14 protein-coding genes, 1 tRNA gene and 2 pseudogenes are annotated in these 18,079 nt (G+C 71.4%); 3 read left to right on the plus strand and 14 right to left on the minus strand.

All coding sequences use genetic code 11. The features are described 5' to 3' along the window. Position 1 precedes the first annotated feature (1 nt). The 7 genes from ABZ464_RS22165 to ABZ464_RS22195 form a co-directional block, all read right to left on the minus strand. Entirely contained in the window at positions 2–1,585 is a 1,584-nt protein-coding gene (locus ABZ464_RS22165; RefSeq protein ID WP_359279342.1) for a FadD3 family acyl-CoA ligase, read from the minus strand. Further along, positions 1,582–2,730, minus strand: coding sequence for an acyl-CoA dehydrogenase family protein (locus tag ABZ464_RS22170; RefSeq protein ID WP_359279343.1), 1,149 nt, complete (start codon positions 2,728–2,730; stop codon positions 1,582–1,584). The genes ABZ464_RS22165 and ABZ464_RS22170 overlap by 4 nt, the downstream gene beginning before the upstream one ends. Continuing rightward, the gene (locus ABZ464_RS22175) at positions 2,727–3,710 is read right to left on the minus strand and encodes an acyl-CoA dehydrogenase family protein (RefSeq protein WP_359279344.1); all 984 of its coding nucleotides are present in this window, start codon (positions 3,708–3,710) and stop codon (positions 2,727–2,729) included. Before ABZ464_RS22175 ends, ABZ464_RS22170 begins: the two co-directional genes overlap by 4 nt. 5 nt (positions 3,711–3,715) lie before the next feature. Next, the gene (locus ABZ464_RS22180; RefSeq protein ID WP_359279345.1) at positions 3,716–4,528 is read right to left on the minus strand and encodes an enoyl-CoA hydratase/isomerase family protein; all 813 of its coding nucleotides are present in this window, start codon (positions 4,526–4,528) and stop codon (positions 3,716–3,718) included. 80 nt (positions 4,529–4,608) lie between these two features. After that, positions 4,609–5,412 (minus strand): FCD domain-containing protein, encoded by an 804-nt coding sequence (locus tag ABZ464_RS22185; protein ID WP_359279346.1) that lies wholly within the window; start codon positions 5,410–5,412, stop codon positions 4,609–4,611. Between the two features lie 51 nt (positions 5,413–5,463). Further along, the gene (locus ABZ464_RS22190; RefSeq protein WP_359279347.1) at positions 5,464–6,231 is read right to left on the minus strand and encodes an SDR family NAD(P)-dependent oxidoreductase; all 768 of its coding nucleotides are present in this window, start codon (positions 6,229–6,231) and stop codon (positions 5,464–5,466) included. Next, entirely contained in the window at positions 6,231–7,397 is a 1,167-nt protein-coding gene (locus tag ABZ464_RS22195) for an acyl-CoA dehydrogenase family protein (RefSeq protein ID WP_359279348.1), read from the minus strand. The genes ABZ464_RS22190 and ABZ464_RS22195 overlap by 1 nt, the downstream gene beginning before the upstream one ends. 176 nt (positions 7,398–7,573) lie before the next feature. Here ABZ464_RS22195 and ABZ464_RS22200 point away from each other — a divergent pair, with 176 nt between their 5' ends. Next, positions 7,574–8,770: a serine hydrolase domain-containing protein gene (locus ABZ464_RS22200; RefSeq protein WP_359279349.1), complete on the plus strand. Its 1,197-nt coding sequence runs from the start codon at positions 7,574–7,576 to the stop codon at positions 8,768–8,770. A gap of 112 nt (positions 8,771–8,882) precedes the next feature. Continuing rightward, a tRNA-Pro gene (locus tag ABZ464_RS22205) sits at positions 8,883–8,956 on the plus strand. A 518-nt stretch (positions 8,957–9,474) separates the two neighbouring features. Here ABZ464_RS22205 and ABZ464_RS22210 read toward each other — a convergent pair. The 3 genes and pseudogenes from ABZ464_RS22210 to ABZ464_RS22220 form a co-directional block, all read right to left on the minus strand. Next, positions 9,475–9,977, minus strand: a pseudogene (locus ABZ464_RS22210) (helix-turn-helix domain-containing protein); the annotation flags it as partial. A gap of 21 nt (positions 9,978–9,998) precedes the next feature. Next, positions 9,999–10,289, minus strand: a complete 291-nt coding sequence (locus ABZ464_RS22215; RefSeq protein ID WP_359279350.1) for a DNRLRE domain-containing protein — start codon at positions 10,287–10,289, stop codon at positions 9,999–10,001. A gap of 8 nt (positions 10,290–10,297) precedes the next feature. Next, complete coding sequence (locus tag ABZ464_RS22220) at positions 10,298–11,035, minus strand: hypothetical protein (RefSeq protein WP_359279351.1); 738 nt, start codon at positions 11,033–11,035, stop codon at positions 10,298–10,300. Positions 11,036–11,519: 484 nt separating this feature from the next. Between ABZ464_RS22220 and ABZ464_RS22225 the strand changes: the two genes are divergently transcribed. After that, positions 11,520–14,435: an AAA family ATPase gene (locus ABZ464_RS22225; RefSeq protein ID WP_359279352.1), complete on the plus strand. Its 2,916-nt coding sequence runs from the start codon at positions 11,520–11,522 to the stop codon at positions 14,433–14,435. A gap of 75 nt (positions 14,436–14,510) precedes the next feature. Here ABZ464_RS22225 and ABZ464_RS22230 read toward each other — a convergent pair. From ABZ464_RS22230 to ABZ464_RS22245, 4 genes and pseudogenes are all read right to left on the minus strand, one after another. Next, positions 14,511–14,962: pseudogene (locus ABZ464_RS22230) on the minus strand (hypothetical protein); the annotation flags it as partial. A 144-nt stretch (positions 14,963–15,106) separates the two neighbouring features. After that, positions 15,107–15,358 carry a hypothetical protein gene (locus ABZ464_RS22235; protein WP_359279353.1) on the minus strand — a complete coding sequence of 84 codons (252 nt, stop codon included), beginning with the start codon at positions 15,356–15,358 and terminating at the stop codon, positions 15,107–15,109. A gap of 123 nt (positions 15,359–15,481) precedes the next feature. Then, positions 15,482–16,624: a hypothetical protein gene (locus ABZ464_RS22240; protein ID WP_359279354.1), complete on the minus strand. Its 1,143-nt coding sequence runs from the start codon at positions 16,622–16,624 to the stop codon at positions 15,482–15,484. Between the two features lie 772 nt (positions 16,625–17,396). Continuing rightward, positions 17,397–18,074, minus strand: a complete 678-nt coding sequence (locus ABZ464_RS22245) for a response regulator transcription factor (RefSeq protein WP_359279355.1) — start codon at positions 18,072–18,074, stop codon at positions 17,397–17,399. Between the last annotated feature and the right edge of the window lie 5 nt (positions 18,075–18,079).

An 18,079-nucleotide genomic window follows, 5' to 3' on the forward strand; every position in this document is an offset into this window, starting at 1 on the left:
CTCAACGGCTCCCGAACCGCGCGCGCAGCTCGTGCTTGAGCACCTTCTGGCTCGCGTTGCGCGGCAGCTCCGCCACGAACCGCACATGGCGCGGCACCTTGAAGTTGGCCATGTGCTCCCGGGCCCAGGCCACCACGTCCGCCTCGGTGACCTCCGCGCCCGCCCGGAGGACGACGAAGGCGCAGCCGACCTCCCCGAGCCGCTCGTCGGGCACGCCGACGACCGCGACCTGGGCGACGGGCCCGTAGCCGAGGAGGAGCTTCTCTGTCTCGGCGGGGTAGGCGTTGAACCCGCCGACGATGTACATCTCCTTCTTCCGGTCGACGATCGACAGATTGCCGTCCGGGTCGAGCCGCCCGACGTCCCCGGTGTGCAGCCAGCCGTCCGGGTCGACGGCCTCGGCGGTGGCGGCCGGGTCGTCCCAGTAGCCGCGCGTGACGTTGTAGCCGCGCACCAGGACCTCACCGACCCCGTTCGCGCTGTCGTCGGCGGCGATCCGTACCTCGACGCCGGGGATCGGGCGGCCGGTGGTGCGGGCGACGGTCTCCTCGCCGTCGCCGGGGCGGGTCGAGGTGACCAGGGCCGTCGACTCGGTGAGTCCGTACGCGCTCAGCACGATGTCGAAGCCCAGGTCCTTCTTCATCGCCCGGATCAGCGACTCCGGGATCGTCGTGCCGCCGGTCATGGACACCCGCAGGGCGGAGAGGTCGCGTCCGGCGCGGTCGGGGTGGTCGAGGAGGTCGTGGAAGATCGTGGGCGGGCCGAGGAGGATGCTCACCCGCTCCCGCTCGATGATCTCCAGGGCCCGGCCGGCGTCGAAGACCGCCATGGGGACGACGGTCACCCCGTGCAGGAAGGACGCCAGCCAGCCCGCCTTGTAGCCGAAGCAGTGGAAGAACGGCGGGACGACCAGGAAGGTGTCCGAGGCGCGGAAGGTGTACTCCTCGGACATCCAGCCGTAGGCGCGCAGCGACTGGCCGTGGGTGAGGATCACGCCCTTGGGGTGGCCGGTGGTGCCGGAGGTGAACATCACGTCCGAGACGTCGTCCGGGCCGATCCGGTCGATCGCGGTGTGTGCGGCGGAGACGTCCGCCCCCTCGCCGAGGGCCAGGAACTCCTCCCAGCTCAGCCCGGCCGAGCCGCGCGGCCCGAGCAGCGAGACCGTCCTCGCCAGCGCCGGAAGAGCGGGGTCCGCCTCTTTCAGCGCGGCGATGTAGTCGGTGCCCAGGAAGGACGCGGCGGCGAAGAGTGCCTTGGCCCCGGACTTGCGCAGGATGTAGGAGATCTCCCCCGCCTTGAAACGGGTGTTGAGCGGCACGACGATCCCGCCCGCGCCCTGGATGCCGAGCGCGGCGACGATCCACTCCGCCGAGTTCGGTGCGCACAGGCCCACCCGGTCGCCCGGCCCGACGCCGAGCGCCACCGCCGACCGCACGGACCGCAGCATCAGCTCCTCCACGTCACGGAAGCTCAGCCGCCGTTCGCCCTCCACCAGCGCCGTCGCGTCGCCGAACCGGCGGGCGGCCAGCCTGATGACATGCGGAATGCTCCGGAACTCCACGTCGTGCCGCCCGAGTTGGCTCATCGGTCCGCTCCGTCGGTCAGGCGCAGCACGCGCTGGGCGATGATGTTCCGCTGGATCTGCGAGGTGCCGCCGTACACGGACGCGGCCCGGGAGTAGAGGTACTCGGCGAAGACGTCCCCGCCGGGCCCGTGCACCTCCTGCGGGAACACCTTCAACGCCGTGGCGTACAGGCGCTGTTCGGCCCGGGTCATCAGCAGTTTGTCGACGGACGACTCCGGCCCCGCGATCTGTCCGGCGAGCCGTTCGGCGATCCGGCGGCGGGCGTGCGCGAGCAGCACCTCGTAGTCGACGAAGCAGCGCCCGATCTCCGACAGCAGCCCGTCCGGCAGTCCGCCGCGCCGCTCCCGGGCGGCCCGCCGCAGCCGCTCCACCAGCAGCCCGTACTTCGACAGATGCCCGGTGTCCAGGGCGTTGCGTTCGTACGACACCGTGGTCATCGCCAGCGCCCAGCCGTCCCCCTCGGCCCCGATCCGCTCGGACTCCTCCAGGCGTACGTCGTCCAGGAACAGCTCGCAGAACTCGTCGTCGCCGTTGGCCGCCCGCAGCGGGCGCACGGTCACCCCGGGCCGGTCGAGGGGCAGCGCGAACGCGGTGATCGAGGCGTGCGGGCGGGCCGTGCGATCGGTGCGGGCCAGCAGGAGGCAGTGGTCGGAGTACTGCGCGTAACTCGTCCAGAGCTTCTGCCCGCGCACGGTGTAGTGGCCGTCGGCATGGCGTTCGGCGTACGTGGTCATCCCGGCGAGGTCCGAGCCGGCGCCGGGCTCGCTGAACCCCTGGCACCACACGTCGTCCCCGGCGAGCATGCGCGGCAGCAGCAGGCGGCGCTGCTCCTCGGAGGCGAACTCCAGCAGGGCGTGGGCGAGATAGCCGATGCGGGGGACACCGGGTGCGCCGCGCGCCCCCAACTCATCGCTCACCGCCACCTGGTGAAGGGACGTCAGTCCACGGCCGCCGTACTCCTCGGGGACGTCGAGGCCGACCCAGCCGCCGGAGTGCAGCAGCCGGTGCCAGCGGTGCAGGAAGAGGGGCAGCGGCTCGTCCGGGAGGCGCTCGGGGAGCGGGTGCCCGGCCAGCCAGGCGCGGAAGGCGGCGCGCAGGCGCTCGAGGTCGGCGGGGTCGCCGAAGTCCAGGGGCGTGTCCGTCATGCCGTCACCGCCTCCGGCTCCGGTTCCGGTGCCGCCAGGTCGGGCAGCAGCCGCTCGGGGGGCGCCAGCGCGGTCGCGTCCACCAGGACCCTGCGCAGATACAGATGGGCCAGGTGCTCCCAGGTCTGGGCGATCCCGCCGAACACCTGCATCCCCGTGTACACCGCCTCCACCGCCGAGGAGCCGGCCTCCGCCTTCGCCACCCGGGCCGCGGTGAGCGCCCGGTCGGGCGGTTCGTGGTCCAGGCACCAGGCGGCGTACCGGGTGGCGCTCGTGCACGCCTCCACCAGGACCGTCGCGTCGGCCAGCAGATGCCGTACCGCCTGGAACGAGCCGATCGGACGGCCGTACTGGCGGCGCTCGCGGGCGTAGTCGACGCTCAGCGTGACGAACTCCCGGGCCGCGCCGACGAGTTCGCTCGTCACGAGCACCAGGGCGTAGGCCTCCCAGTGCCGCAGGGCCGCTGCGGTGAGTCGGCCGACGACCGGCCCGCGCCGGGCGCCGCGCACGGTGCGCAGCAGGTCGGCGGTGGGGGCGGGTGGCCCCAACTCGGCCCGGCTGACGGTGCCTTCGGTGTCCACACACAGTGCGCTGTCGGCGCCCTCGCAGTCCCAGGCGACGAGTGCGGTGTGCCCCGGTCGCGGGAGGCCGAGGTCGGGGGCGAGGGCGATGGCGGGGGTGCCGTCGATCTCCTGGCCCGCCTCGCCGAGGAGCCGTACGACCTCGGGCGCCAGCAGGGTCGTCCCGAGGAAGGACGTGGTCAGGGGGTGGCGGCCGTGCTCCTCGGCGAGCAGCGCGCACTCCTGGACGGTGGCGACGGGTATCGCCGTACGGCGCAGCTCGGCGAGGCCCAGCTCGTCGAGCGCCTGCTGTGCCGCCGTGCGGGCGGCGGGCTTCGCCTCGTCGGCCGAGCCGATCCGGTGCCGGGCCGCGAACGACCGCAGCAGCTCGCGGACCAGGGTGAACTCCTCGGACTCCACGCCCCTCAGCCCTCCTCGGCCTCAGCGTTCGCGGCCGCCGCCGGGCGGGCGGCCCGGGAGGCGAGCGCGTCGACGATGCGGATGTGGTCCGGGCTGGTCATCGTGGCCCGCTCGGCCAGCAGCGCGGCCTCCATGCCGCCCCGGGAGACCTGTTCGACCACCGTCGCGAGGGCCGCCTTGGTGGCGCGCAGGGCCTCGGCGGGCTGGGCGGCGAGCCGGCGGGCGAGGGCGAGCGCCTCGTCCAGCAGCCGGTCGCCGGGCACCACCCGGTTGGCCAGGCCCAGTTCGACCGCCGTCGAGGCCGGGATGCGGTCCCCGGTGAAGAGGTACTCCTTCACCCGCAGCAGGCTCGTCAGCAGCGGCCAGAGGGTGACCCCGCCGTCGCCCGCGACCAGTCCCACGGACACATGCGGGTCGGCCAGATAGGCGTCCTCGGCCATCAGGACCAGATCGCAGCCGAGGGCCAGCGAGCAGCCCAGGCCCACGGCGGGGCCGTTCACGGCCGCGACCACCGGCAGCGGGAAGCGGATCATGTCGGTCTGGATCGTGCGGTCCAGCCGCACCGACCGCTCCCGCAGCTCCGGATCGGTGTGGTGGCGGCGCAGATGGTCGAAGTCGCCGCCCGCGCTGAACGCCCGGCCCGCGCCGGTCAGCACGACCGCCCGTGCCCCGGCGTCGTCGGCCAGCTCGCGCCACACCTCGGAGAGCCTGCGGTGCAGCTCCTCGGACACGCCGTTCAGCCGGTCGGGGCGGTTCAGCGTGACGACGCGGATGTCGCCGTCGGCAGCCACGGTCAGTACGGGACTCACCTCGCTCATACCGGGATGGTATTAAAGGTCAGACCGAAACTGTCAATGGTGTTGCGCGAAATAGAGAATCACATTCTCAGCTGATGGCCTCAGATCGATTCCCGGTCGTCCACCTCGGCCGCCGCCGCCGCGAACCCGCATACATGCCGGGTCATCCGCCGGGCCGCCGCCGCCTCGTCGCCGGCCCGGATCGCCTCCGTGATCCGGGTGTGCGCCCGGGCGGTCAGCTCACGGACGCCGACGTCCAGGAAGGTCTCCAGGTCCGTGGCCGCGTGGATGGACCGGGAGAGGGCGCTCATGAACCCGATGAGCAGTTCGTTGCCGCCCGCCCGCGCCACGGCGGTGTGCCAGCGCACGTTGGCCCGCAGAAACCGCTGCACGTCCGCGCCCGCGCCGGTCAACTCCGCGTGGGCCGCGTCGAGTTCCTCGAGATCTCGCTCGGTGCGCCGACGGGCCGCGAGCGCGGCGCAGGCCGGCTCGATCGCCTCGCGGGTCTCGTGCAGCGCCTCCAGCCGGATGCCCTGCCCCCGGATCACCAGCTGCACGGTGTTCGCCAGGGACTCCCGCCCCGGCCGGTGCACGAAGGCCCCGCCCCCACGTCCCGGCCGGATCTCCAGCAGCCCCTCGACCTCCAGGATCCGCAGCGCCTCACGCACGGTCGCCCGGCTCAGCCCGGTCTGCTCGACCAGCTGCCGCTCCGGGGGCAGCGCGGTCCCCTCGCCGAACTCCCCGGACAGGATGCGCTCCCGCACCTCGTTCGCGAGCACGTCCGACGCCTTCGGCACGGTCAGCGTCCGGAAGCGGGGGGTGGTCTCCTGCTCGGAGGGCGACACGGTCTCGGGCCTCTCGTCGGGGTGCGGGGTGAGGGGGTGCGTCCGTTTCGGCCGGACCATTGCAGAGGTCCGGCCGACCCCGTCCATTCAATACGCCGCCCCGCCCCGCTGTCACATGACCATGCCCCCGTCCACCGGCAGCACCTGCCCGGTGACGAAGGACGCCGCGTCGGAGGCGAGGAACACGAAGGCGCCCGCGACCTCCGCCGGCTCGGCCCAGCGGCCCAGCGGGATCCGGGCCAGCATCCGGGGCGCGAACTTCTCGTTCGTGCGGATGGTCTCGGTCATCGGGGTCGCGGCCAGCGGGGCGAGGGCGTTGACGAGGATGTTCCGGCGGGCCAGTTCCCGGGCCAGGGACTTCGTCAGACCGATGATCCCGGCCTTGGCGGCGGAGTAGTTCACCTGGCCCAGGGTGCCGACCAGACCGGCCGAGGACGTGACGTTGATGATCCGGCCCGTGCCGTCCTCGGGCAGATACGGCAGCGCCGCCTGGGCGCAGTGGTGGGCGCCCAGGACGTGGACGTCGAGGATCCGGCGGAAGGAGTCCTCCGTCAGCCTGTCGAACATGGCGGGGGCGGTGACCCCGGCGTTGTTGACGAGGATGTGCAGCGTGCCGCCGGTGAGCCCGGCCGCGCGGGCCACGGCCGCGTCCGCCGAGGAGCGGTCCGTGACATCCAGCGGCGCGCTGTCCGCCGTACCCCCGTCCGCGGCTATCTTCCCGGCGACGGCCGCCGCGGCCGCCCCGTCCACATCGGTCACCAGCACCGCCGCACCCGCGCCTGCGAGCGCCTCGGCGACGGCGGAGCCGATACCGCCCGCCGCGCCGGTGACCAGCGCGGAACGCCCCGTGAGATCGAACAGACCCGACCGGTCGGTCATCAGTAGCTCCTCGGCAGTCCCAGTGTGTGCGATCCCAGATAGTTGAGGATCATTTCCTGACTGATCGGCGCGATCCGCATCAGCCGCGCCTCACGGAAGAACCGGGCCACCGGATACTCCTCGGAGTAGCCCATCCCGCCGTGCGTCTGCAGCGCCCGGTCGGCGGCGGTGAAACCGGCGTCCGCGCACAGGTACTTGGCCGTGTTCGCCTCCCGCCCGCAGGGCCGCCCCTGGTCGTACAGCCAGGTCGCCTTGCGCAGCACCAGCTCGGCCGCGTCCAGCCGTGCGAGGGCGTCGGCGAGCGGGAACTGGATGCCCTGGTTCTGGCCGATCGGCCGGCCGAAGACGACGCGCTCACGGCCGTAGCGCACCGCCCTCTCGAGGGCGACCCGGCCGATGCCGAGCGCCTCCGCCGCGATCAGCATGCGCTCCGGGTTGAGCCCGTCGAGGAGATAGCGGAAGCCTTCGCCCTCCTCGCCGACCCGGTCCTGAACCGGCACCCGCAGATCGTCGATGAACAGCTCGTTCGAGGTGACGGCGTTGCGGCCCATCTTCGGGATCGGCCGGACGTCGACCCGGGCGCGGTCGAGGTCGGTGAGGAACAGGGTCATGCCGTCGGTGCGCCGGCCGACCTCGTCGAGCCTCGACGTCCGGGTCAGCAGCAGGATCTTCTCCGACTCCATCGCCTTGGAGATCCACACCTTGCGGCCGCTGACGACGTAGTGGTCGCCCTCCCGGCGGGCGTACGTCGTGATGCTCGTCGTGTCGAGTCCCGCGCCGGGCTCCGTCACCCCGAAGCACACATGCAGGTCGCCGGAGGCGATGCGGGGCAGGGTGCGGCGCTTGAGCTCCTCGGAGCCGTGCACCACCACCGGATGCATGCCGAAGATCGACATGTGGATCGCGCTGGCGGCGTTCATCCCGCCGCCGGAGCGCGCGACCTCCTCCAGCAGCAGCGTGGCCTCGGTGATGCCGAGGCCGTGGCCGCCGTACTCCTCCGGGATGGTGATGCCCAGCCAGCCGCCGCCCGCGACGGCGGCGTAGAACTCCTCGGGGAACGCGTGGTCGCGGTCCTTCTCCATCCAGTACCGGTCGTCGAAGTCCTTCAGGAGCCCGGCGACGGCCTTGCGGATCGTGTTCTGGTCCTCGGTCAACTCGAAGTCCACGGCGGGGACACCCCTCTGCCGGATGCGTACGAAGTGAAACACGCGAAGTGCGAACCATTCAAAGGTCAGACCAAAGCAGGTGTCAACTCCCGTCAGCTCCTCCGTACGGGTCCGGGCGCGCGGCGGCCGGAGTGTTGGCATGGGAGGAGCTACGGCGATCCACCCATAGTGCGCATATGACGCGTACCCGTACGGCGGTGCTGTGTGCCGCCGCCCTCCTCGCCGCCACCCTGCCGACGGCGGTCGCCACCGCCGCACCCGACCACCGCCACCGCGCCTGCGCCACCACGCGGAACCCGCAGGGCCAGGCGCGCAAGGTCCTCGACATCGTCCGCAAGGCCAAGAAGGACCTCGATCTCAAGGCCGCCCTCGTCAAGGTCACGGTCGACGGGAAGAACCTGTACACCGGCGCCGTCGGCGAGTCCATGACCGGTGTGCCGGCCACCCCCGCGATGCACTTCAGGACCGGCTCGGTCGGCATCGCCTTCATGGGCACGGTGCTGCTCCAGCTCGTCCAGGAGCACAAGGTCGGCCTCGACGAGCCGGTCTCCCGCTGGCTGCCCGACCTCCCGCACGGCGACGAGATCACCCTGCGCATGCTCGGCGACTCCACCTCGGGGATCCACGACTACGTCCCCGACCCGGTCTTCCTGAAGAAGCTGTACGCCGACCCGTGGCGGCACTGGACCCCCGGGGAGGTCGTCGGGATCTCCCTCAGCCACCCCCTCTGGTACAGGCCGGGCACCAACTGGAGCTACTCGCACGCCAACTTCCAGCTCCTCGGCCGCGCCCTGGAGAAGATCACCGGCACCCCGCTGGACAAGCTGCTGCGCCAGCGCGTCTACCGCCCGCTCGGGCTGCACAACACGGTCGCCAACACCACGGCCGTGATCCCGGAGCCCGTCCTGCACGCCTACGACGACGAGCGCGGCACCTACGAGGAGTCCACCTACTTCAACCCGTCCTGGACCACCGCCCCCGGCGCGGTCATCACCCAGGACATCTGCGACCTGGCCCGCTCCGGAAAGGGCGTCGGCGCGGGCGAACTGCTCTCCCGCAGCTCCTTCCGCACCCAGCTGAACCCGGGCACGGTCGGTCTCGGCCACCCCACGAAGAAGTGCCCGGCCACGATCTGCCTGCCCATGACCGAGGACTTCCACTTCGGCGTCGGCGTCATCGTCAAGAACGGCTGGGTGGTGCAGAACCCGTCCTTCTTCGGCTACGCGGCCGTGATGGCGTACGAGCCGCACCAGCGGCTGACCATCGCCGTGTCCACGACGGTGGGCCGCAACGCGCCCGGCGGCAACACCGCCCAGACGATCGCCGAGCGGATCGCCGACCGGCTCGACCCGAAGCACCCGCTGGACGGCTGACCGGCCGCCCGTACGCGGAGCCTGCCGCGCACCCGGCCCCGACGCCCGCGCCCGTGCGCGTACGGTAAGGTTTACCTGCGCGTTCCCGCAGCTCACCGCCGCGGCAGCGCGACGGGACGTGGCGCAGCTTGGTAGCGCACTTGACTGGGGGTCAAGGGGTCGCAGGTTCAAATCCTGTCGTCCCGACTTTACAAAGTCGCAGGTCAGGGGCCGTTTCAGAGGAGATCTGAAGCGGCCCTTTGATCATTCTTGGGGACCGCTTGGGGACCAGTGCATTTTGAAGGGGCTGTGGCAGGCCGGTGGCGCGGGTGCATGGTTTTACCTGCGGCTTTCTAGTGTGATGCGCCAGAAATTCTGATGGTTGGTTCTGCTTCACGGGAGTCGAGGATCTCGTCGGCTGTCTTGGTCCTGCCTTCACTGAGGTGTGGACGCCGCGGCGGATGAGCTTGTCGGTCGGCAGGCCGAACCATCGCTCCACTTGGTTCATCCAGGAGGAGTCGGTGGGGGTGAAATGGACGTGGAAGCGGGGGTGTTCGCCGAGCCACGCCCTGATCGACGACGTCGACGACCTTGGCGACGAACTGCGGATCGGTGGACAGCTTGAAGGAGTCCTGCAGGTGGGGCTTGAGGTCGAACCGCTTCCGGATCCGCCCGATCGTCGACTTCGACAGGCCGGTGCGCTGGGCCATCGAGGCCCGTGACCAGTGCGTGTCCCGGCCCGGGACCGATTCCAGGGTGGCCACGACGACCTCCTCGACCTGGTCGAGGAGGATCGAGGGCGGCCGGCCCGAGCGCGGCTCGTCCTGCAGGCCATCGAGGCGTTTCGCGATGAACCGGGCCCGCCGGCGGTCCACGGTCGACCTGTCGATGCCGAGGTCGGCCGCGGCCTGCTGGTTCGTCCCGCCCTCCGCGCAGCGCAGCACGATCTTGGCTCGCAACGCGAGGAACTGGGCGGTCCTGGCCACCGCTCTGCGGCGAAAGCCCGACGCCACTTGCCGACCGTCTTGGCCTGGACACCGACGATCCGTGCGACACACGCGTTTGACATGCCGTCAGCACACGCCAGGATGATGCGGGCCTTCTCGGCCGTGCGCCGGTGCGGCAATCCCGTCCGGCGCACCAACTCGGCACGCTCGGCCTCGGACAACGTGATCGCCACAGCAGAAGGCCCCGAATGCGAGATGCCAACAGGGTACTTACTGACCATCAGAATTTCGGGCGCATCACACTAGACAGTCACATGGGCGTAGACCAAGGGCGCGGCCGGCTCGCTCTCGTCGATGTCCCAGTCGGACCAGGCCGCCGGGCAGGACGAGGAGTAGCCGTGCGCGCCGGTGTTGACGACGGTGCCGGTCCCGGTGGAGGACGGACGGGTCGCCCAGGTGACCGATGTCGACGACCAGGAGGAGGTGATCCGGCGGACGGTGGTGCCGGATCCGGAGGTCGAGCAGGTCGACGAGTAGTACGAGTACAGCGCCAGGTTGGTGTCGGTGATGTCCTTGCCGGCGAACTTCGACACGTCGAACTTCAGATACGAGCGGGCCTTGTCCGCGCCCGCGTCATAGGTTCCCGACAGTCGGGCGTCTGCAGCCAGGTGTCGGTGGTCACCGCGAGCGTCGAGGTCGGGTCCACGGTCACCGGGTGGGCGAGGTCGCTGTCGGCGAGGAAGGCGGGGTCCGGGGTGAGGACGAGGGTCTGCGAACCGTCGTCGGCGGTCTCGACCTTCGTGTCGACCTGCGCCCGGTGCTCCGGCTCCCCCGAGGCCTTGTCCTCGCTGGAGTCCCACATCATCGGCGCCGGGGCCTCGGCCACCAGCTTGCCGTCGGCGTCCTTGAGCAGCAGATGCCCGGAGTCGGCCTGGGAGAGCGTCAGCCCGTCGGCGTGCACGGGTATTCGGTAGACGACGGGTTCGGTGGGCGCCTTGTCCAGGACGACCGACTGCTCGAAGCCCGGGGAGAGGGCCTTGACGGTGAGGGTGGCGTCGTCGCCCGCGTCGTAGGAGGCGGTGTCCCCGTCCACCGTGGGGGCCGGGAGCTTCTCGGGCCAGTCCAGACCGAAGACCTTGCTGCCCCGGGTGACCGAGACCAGGGCCCTGTCACCGCCGTCCGAGACCGTGACGTCCGCCGGGGAGACCTGCGGTTCCAGATGGGGGCCGACCTCGGTGAGGCCGGTGTCGACCGTGCGCCAGGTGCCGTCCGCCTGCTCGACCCGGACCGGACCGGCGTACGACTCGGCGGTGGTGGTGCCGTCCGGGTTGGCGTACACCGAGGCGTCCGCCGTCCGAGGAGGCGGGCGGTCAGCCGCGCGATGCCCAAGACCAGCACCGACTGCCGCCAGGCGCAGCGCCACCAGCCCGGACATCCCCACCGAAGGCACCCGAACGCACCTGCCGAACACCTCGTACATGCCAAGCTCCTGACGAACCGTTCGAGATCAGCCAACTGGAGGCGCATCTGTCAGCCACTGGTGGCTTGGTGAAGGCCGGCTCGTTACAGGTTCGGTCAACTCCCCGGTCAAACAGATGCATTGACCGACATAAGCAACACCCATGCGGCGAAGTTGTGATGATCAAGTGTCCGAAAATGGACAGTCTCGCCGGGGTCGCCACGCGTGCGGAACGTGGAGAGCACGTTCCGGCGCGGCGGTTACGACGATCACCGGGAGAGAATGATGCGTGAGGGGAATGTGAAGACAGGGGGCGACTGTGGAAGCGGACGGGGTAGTCGGGGGCGGCGGAAACGGGGCTCCGTTGCTGGGTCGCTCCGTCGAACTGGCCCGGTTCGACGCGCTGCTCGACCGCGCGGCAGGCGACGCGCGCGGCACCGCGAGGGGCGAGACGTACCGTGACAGCGACCGTTCCCGGCTCGTCGACATCACCGGTGAGGCCGGCATCGGCAAGAGTCGGCTGCTCGGCGAGGTCTGCGCACGGGCACGCCGACGCGGAATGACGGTACTGCGCGGCAGGGCCACGGAGTACGAGCGGCAGGTGCCTTTCCAGGTGTTCACCGACGCGCTCGCCCACCTCGACCCGCACACCCTGGACGGCTTCCAGGAGACCGACGCGGTGGCGCCCCTTCTGCAGCGGAGCGGCGCGGGCGACCGTTTTGGACTGCACCGGTCCACGGCCGCCCTGCTGGCCCGGCTCGCCGCCCCGTCCGGGCTGCTGCTGGCCCTGGACGACCTGCACTGGGCGGACCCGGCGTCACTGGAGCTGCTGGACCATCTCGTACGCCATCCCGTGCACGCCCCCGTCGTCGTGGCCGTGACGCGCCGTGACCGCCAGAGTCCCGAGTCCCTCGCCGCCAGACTCACCCGAGGACTCGACACCGGCACGGTCGTCGGACTCGGCCTGCGACCGCTGAGCGCACACCACTGCGCCGAACTGGCCGGCCCCGGACTGCCGCCCGCCGAGACCGCCGCGCTGTACGCCGCGAGCGAGGGCAACCCGTTCTACTTCCTGACCCTCCTTCAGGCCCACCGCGGGGGTACGGCGCCCGAGTCCTCGGCGCCGCCCGGGCTGGGCACCCTGCTGCTGGAGGAACTCACCGTGCTCGCCCCCTCCCGGCGAGGCGTCGTCGAGGCCGTGGCGGTACTGGGCGAGCACGCCACCCCGGCGATGGTGAGCCGGGTGACCGGCCGCTCCGGCACCGCGTTCACCGACGATGTCCACGCTCTCACCCGCCGCGACCTGCTGCGCTCCGCTCCGCAGGGCCTGCTGACCCTGCGGCACCCGGTCGTACGGACCCTCGTCCACGAAAGCACGCCCTTCCTGAGACGCGTCGAGATCCACCGGCTCGCCGCGCAGGAACTGGCCCGCGCGGGCGCCTCCGCCGCCGTGCGGGCCCACCACGTCGAACAGTCGCTGACCGAATGGGACCCGGCAGCGGTGGCCGTGCTCGACGAGGCCGCCGCACAAACGGCCCGAACGGCTCCGGCGAGCTGTGCCCACTGGCTCGATGTGGCACTCCGTCACCTCCCGCACACTCCCGAACACCACACCCGGCGACGCGAGTTGGTCTTACGGCGGGCCCGGGCGCTGGCCGCGTGCGGTGGCCTGCGCGAGAGCCGCGACCTGCTCCAGGAGCTGATCGCCACGCCACGGCGGTCACCCGGTGGCCCGGCCACCGGCGAGGACCAGGGCCTCAGGGTGCGCGCGGTCGTCCTGTGCGCGCTGGTGGAGCGTCATCTGGGGCGCTGCACCGAGGCCGTCGCGCTGTTGCGCCGCGAACTGGCCCGCGGCCCCGCACCGGCCGACGTCGTCCGGCTCGGCCTGGAGCTCGGCTCGGCCGCGCCCCAGGACAGCGACACCTCGTACGCCCGGGTGCGCACCGAGGTCGAGGCGGCGCTCACGGCGGCCCGGTCCACGGGGGACGAGGTCGGGGAGGCGGGCGTCCTCGCCGTCGCCGCCCTGGGAGAGGCGTACGAGGGCAACATGACCGCGGCGCACCGGCTCGCCCGGCAGGCCGCCGCCCTGGTCGACTCCCTGCCCGACAACGACCTCACCGCGCTGTGCGAACCACTGGCCCGGCTCGGCTGGGCGGAGGCCTTCCTGGAGCACTACCAGGACGCGGAGCGGCACGCGGAGCGCGGCCTCGGCATCGCCCGCCGCAGCGGTCAGCTCTATGTCGTGCCTCATCTACTGCTGTGCCTGTCCCATGTCCGGGTCCAGACCTGCCGGATCTCCTCGGCGCTGGAACTCGCCGACCAGGCCGAGGACATCGCCCGCGGGATCGGCAGCGACCAGTTGCTCGCGTTCGTACTGGCGAGCAAGGCCGCGGCTCTCGTCGCAGCCTGCCCGCCGGGCGATCCACGCCCTCTCGCCGTCGCCGAGGAGGCGGTGGCCGCGGCCGGTACCGGGGTCGACTGGTGGGCCTCCACGGCCTGGTGCATCTACGGCTGGGCCGCGCTCATGGCCGGCGACCCGGTCCGCGCCCGGGAGGCGATGCTTCAGGCCGGCGGCCCCGAACTGCAGCGGATCCAGCCGTCGATGCGGCCGCTCTACCTGGAGATCCTGGTCACGTCCGCACTGGTGACGGGCAGGTCCGAGGAGGCCCGCGGCTGGGCCGAGCGGGCGCGGAAGGAGGCGGAACAGCTGGGGCTGCCGATGCAGCGGGCGTCCGCGCTGCGCAGCACCGCCCATCTGCCGCTGGCGCAGGGGGACACGGCAGCGGCGGCGGACCTGTTCGCGGAGGCCGCGGCGGAGAGCGCCCGCTGCGGCGCGGTCTTCTGGGAGGCCCACTCCCTGCTGCTCGGCGCACCTCTGGAAGCGGCGGCGGGCCGCGGTAGGGGCGGCACGCACGCCTGGATCAGGGGGCACCGGCTCGCCGAGGCGGGCGGCAGCGGAATGCTGGTCGGCCTCGCCGACGCCACCCGTCCGCCCGGTGGCGTCTCCAGCGCCCCGTACGGTTCCCCGGACCGCTCCGAACTCACCGAGCGGCTGGCCACCCTGACCGCCCGGGAGCTGGAGATCGCCGAACTGGTGGCGGAAGGGCTCACCAGCCAGGCCATCGCGGACCGGCTCTACGTCAGCCGGCGCACCGTGGAGACCCATGTCTCCCGCACCTTCCGCAAGACCGGGATCTCCTCGCGTACCGCCCTGGCCGCGCTGATGACCCGCCGCCGCACCGGGAGCCGTTTCGGGGACGGCCGCGCGGAGCAGGCCTGAGCCTGCTCCGGGTGCCCTCGGCGGTGACCGGTGAGCTCCGCGAACCGGCCACCGCGGTCTCGGCCGGGAAGCCGCCTACCTGACGTCGACGAGGTCGCCGGGCGCCGTCGCCGAGCCGGTCGTGGTGGTGCCGGCGAACACGAAGCGGTCCTTCTTGCGGAACTGCAACTGCACCGGCCGGCCCGCGTATCCCGCGTACTTGCCCGTGGTCCAGTCGGCGCGGCTCAGCTTGCCGGTGACCGTGATGGTCCTGCCCTTCCTCACCGGCTCCGGGGAGGCGTTGGCGGTCGGCTTGGCGGCACGCTTGATCTTGGTCCTGGCGACGTCGTCGTCGTAACTGGCGTTCGCGTAGAGGTCGTAGACGCCCAGGAAGAGTTTCCAGGTCCCCGCGGTGCCGTTGCCGTGCCCTGCCACAGGAAGGCCTGGGTGAGGGATACGCCCTCCTCGTCGAAGGCGGTGAACGTGACGGGAACGGCCTTCTTGCCCGTGACGCCGAGCACGATGTCCTTGCCGCTGTTGACCACCCCGGACGGCCTTGCCGAACTGCTGTTGTGGCTCGGCCTGTTGATGTGACGAAGAGGCGGTTGATGTCGAAGCGGTAGTCGGGTTGCTCCCGTTCGAGAGGCGTTCGCCGTCGGCGGCCGGCCCGGGCACGCCCTTCGGTACGTACCTCACTGGTCGAACCGGTTCCGCCGCCCCCCGCTCAGCAGGCTCAGCGCCTCGATGACGATGACCGTGACACGGATGCCGTTCGACCGCTTGCCCGCGAAAACGCCGCACAGCAGGAGCGCCCCCGCGATCAGCAGCGACAACACCGCCACGAACCGGAGCAGCCCGGCCCCCTCGTCCTGACCATGGTCCGCCGCGTCGTTCACCACGGCCAGTAACAGAGCGCCGGCCGCAAGGTTCGGCACGGTCTGCACCCACACCGTATTCCATGTACGTATGTGCCCCACCGCCCGGGGCACACGCCGACGCCGCCGGTCCACCGTGGGGGCGGCGAACCGGCGGCGTCGTCCTACCGTTGTGGTCAGCGTGTCGTCAGCTCAACTGACGGTGCGGTAGGCGTTGATCAGCGTCTGGGTAACGCTGTTGCCCCTGTTGTCGACGGCCGTGGCACGGAACGACACCGAGCCCGGGGTCTTCGGCTGGGTCAGTGTCACGGACCGCTTGCCGCCGGCCGCACCGTGGACCGCCGTGCTCTTCCAGGTGCGCCCGCCGTCATAGGACACCTTGACGGCCAGGGATTTGAGCGCGCCCGGGGCCGCCGCAGCGCCCTGGACCACCAGCGGGACGGTGATGCGGGTCCCTGCCTCGGCGGTGCTGTCCAGGCCGAGTTTCGGGGTGAAACGGACGACGGACAACGGCATGTCGGCGAAGTCGTCGGGCGAGGGCCGCAGAGTGAAGTCCCAGACCATGGAGACGCGGGTGCCGACGCGGTACACGGCGGCCTTGCGGGTCGCGTCCATGCTGAGCCGATAGCGGGCGGTGCGGTTGCTCAGTCCGCTGCCTCCTTCGAGGGTGTTGCACAAGTCCTGCTTCTCGTCGAGGAGGACGGTGTCGCCCATGGTGAACCGGGTGCGGTACGCGGCTTGGGAAGGGGCGAGGTAGCCGGTGTGGCCGGCGCCGTCGCTGAACAGGGGCACACAGAGCGCGTAGTCGGACCCCACGTACTGTCCGCCGTAGCTCTCGGGCAGGGACGGGCCGAACACAGCGGTGTCGAAGTTCTTCTCCCGGTAGGTGCGGCCGGGCTGGTAACGGTGGAACTCACCCTCCCAGTACCCCACCAGGGAATCGGTACCGACGGTCGTAGCCAGTTTCCAGCGCAGGCCCCCTTCCGCGGATACGTAGTTGACCGCTGAGCCGTACGGCGCCTTCCGCGCGACTCCGGCAAGTTCGGGAACGTTGATGTCCCCTTCCCAGCCGGGTACGGTCCAGGCGGCGCCGGGCGTGACCCGGGCGCCCGCCGGGACGGGCCCCATGGCGGTGACGATCTTCGCCAGACCGCGTGCGGAGACGGTGCGGTTCAGTCCGGTGAACATCGATCCCCTGCGGGTGACGACGAGGCCGTACAGCGGATCGGTGGCTCCGCGCTGCCAGATCCCGCCGTACTGGACGACGAAGTCCTTCGAAGGGGCGGACGGCCCGGCCTGGGCCACCCGGACGGTGTCGTAGTCGTCCGCGATCACACCGTTGTAGTACCCGGTCCCTGGGGTACCGGCCGCGAAGAGCAGCTGTGCACTGCGCAGACGTGCCCGTGCGTCGGGCGCGGTGACGCGGATGGGCTTGGCGGTGCGGGCGTCGAGGGTCTCCGCCGGTGCGCGTCGTCGTAGTCGGCGGCGGCGAGCCCCGTCACGTCGAACAGCCTCCGGTCCAGACGGCCTTCGGCCAGCAGGCCGACGACATCCACGGGAGTCACATACGTGTGCCCGGCGAAGCGCTGCACGGACACCGGTATCCCGGCGCGTCCCGGGCCGCGCCCGACTTCTGTGACCCTGCCCCTGGCGTCCAGGGCCACCGTGTCCCCGGTGATCAGCGTGATCCGCTCGACCGTACGACCCACCGTGCCCTGCACAGACGGCGCAGCACCGAACCCCGCACCGCCGTCAGCTCCTGCCCCCGGCACAGCGGTCGCGGGCAGTGCCCCGCCGACCGTGCCCAGCAGGGCGGTGGAGGCGACACCCGCAAAGACCGCCCTGCGTACGATTCCTTTTCTGCTTCCGCCTTCCCCTGCCACCCCATCGATTCCCTTCCCACCAGGCCTGTGCGCCACAGGACATGAGCGAATGTCACGGTCCGCCCTCTGGCGACCGCCGGGTCCGACTCTTGCCTGGGGGGAGAGCCCGGCACCTCACCCGAACGGCCACGCCTTCTCGTCCGATCGGTAGATGGCACAGACGGTCGAGGAAGGTAAACCGGTGAAGGGATGTCAGTGACGACGTACGGGTGGCTCCATGAGACTCACTCCGCGGACAGCAGGCCGGCGTCATGAGCGAGGATCGCGGCCTGGACACGGTTGGCACAGCCCAGCTTGGTCAGGATGTGCCGCACATGTGTCTTCACGGTGCCCTCGCCCAGGTGGAGCCTTCTGCCGATCCCGGCGTTGGACAGCCCGAGGCCGACCAGGACGAGCACGTCCTGCTCGCGGGCGGTCAGGACTTGTGACAGCCGTCGTGCTTCGGCGTTCCGTCGCCCATGGGTGAGCACGTACTGGTCGATCAGGTCCCGGGTGATGCGCGGGGAGAGGATGGCGTCTCCGCGCGCGGCGACGTGTACCGCCTGGATGAGTTCCTGAGGTCCGGTGTCCTTCAGCACGAAGCCCGCGGCGCCGGCCTGGAGCGCGCGGGTGATGTACTCGTCCTCACCGAACGTGGTGAGCATGACGACCTGTACCGAGGAGGCAAGGGCAGCCAGCCTCTCGGCGGCGGCGAGGCCGTCCACCCGGGGCATCCGGATGTCCATCAGCACCACGTCGATGCGGTGGCTGACGGCGAGGTCGACCGCCTCGGCGCCGTCGGCGGCCTCCGCGACCACCTCGATGCCTTCGGCGCGGGCCAGGACAAGGCGCAGGCCCGCCCGCATCAGGGCCTCGTCGTCGGCCAGCAGGACTCGGATCGGCCCGGTCGGATCAGCGCTCATACCCG

The organism is Streptomyces sp. NPDC005820 (assembly GCF_040630255.1).
GTDB lineage: Bacteria > Actinomycetota > Actinomycetes > Streptomycetales > Streptomycetaceae > Streptomyces.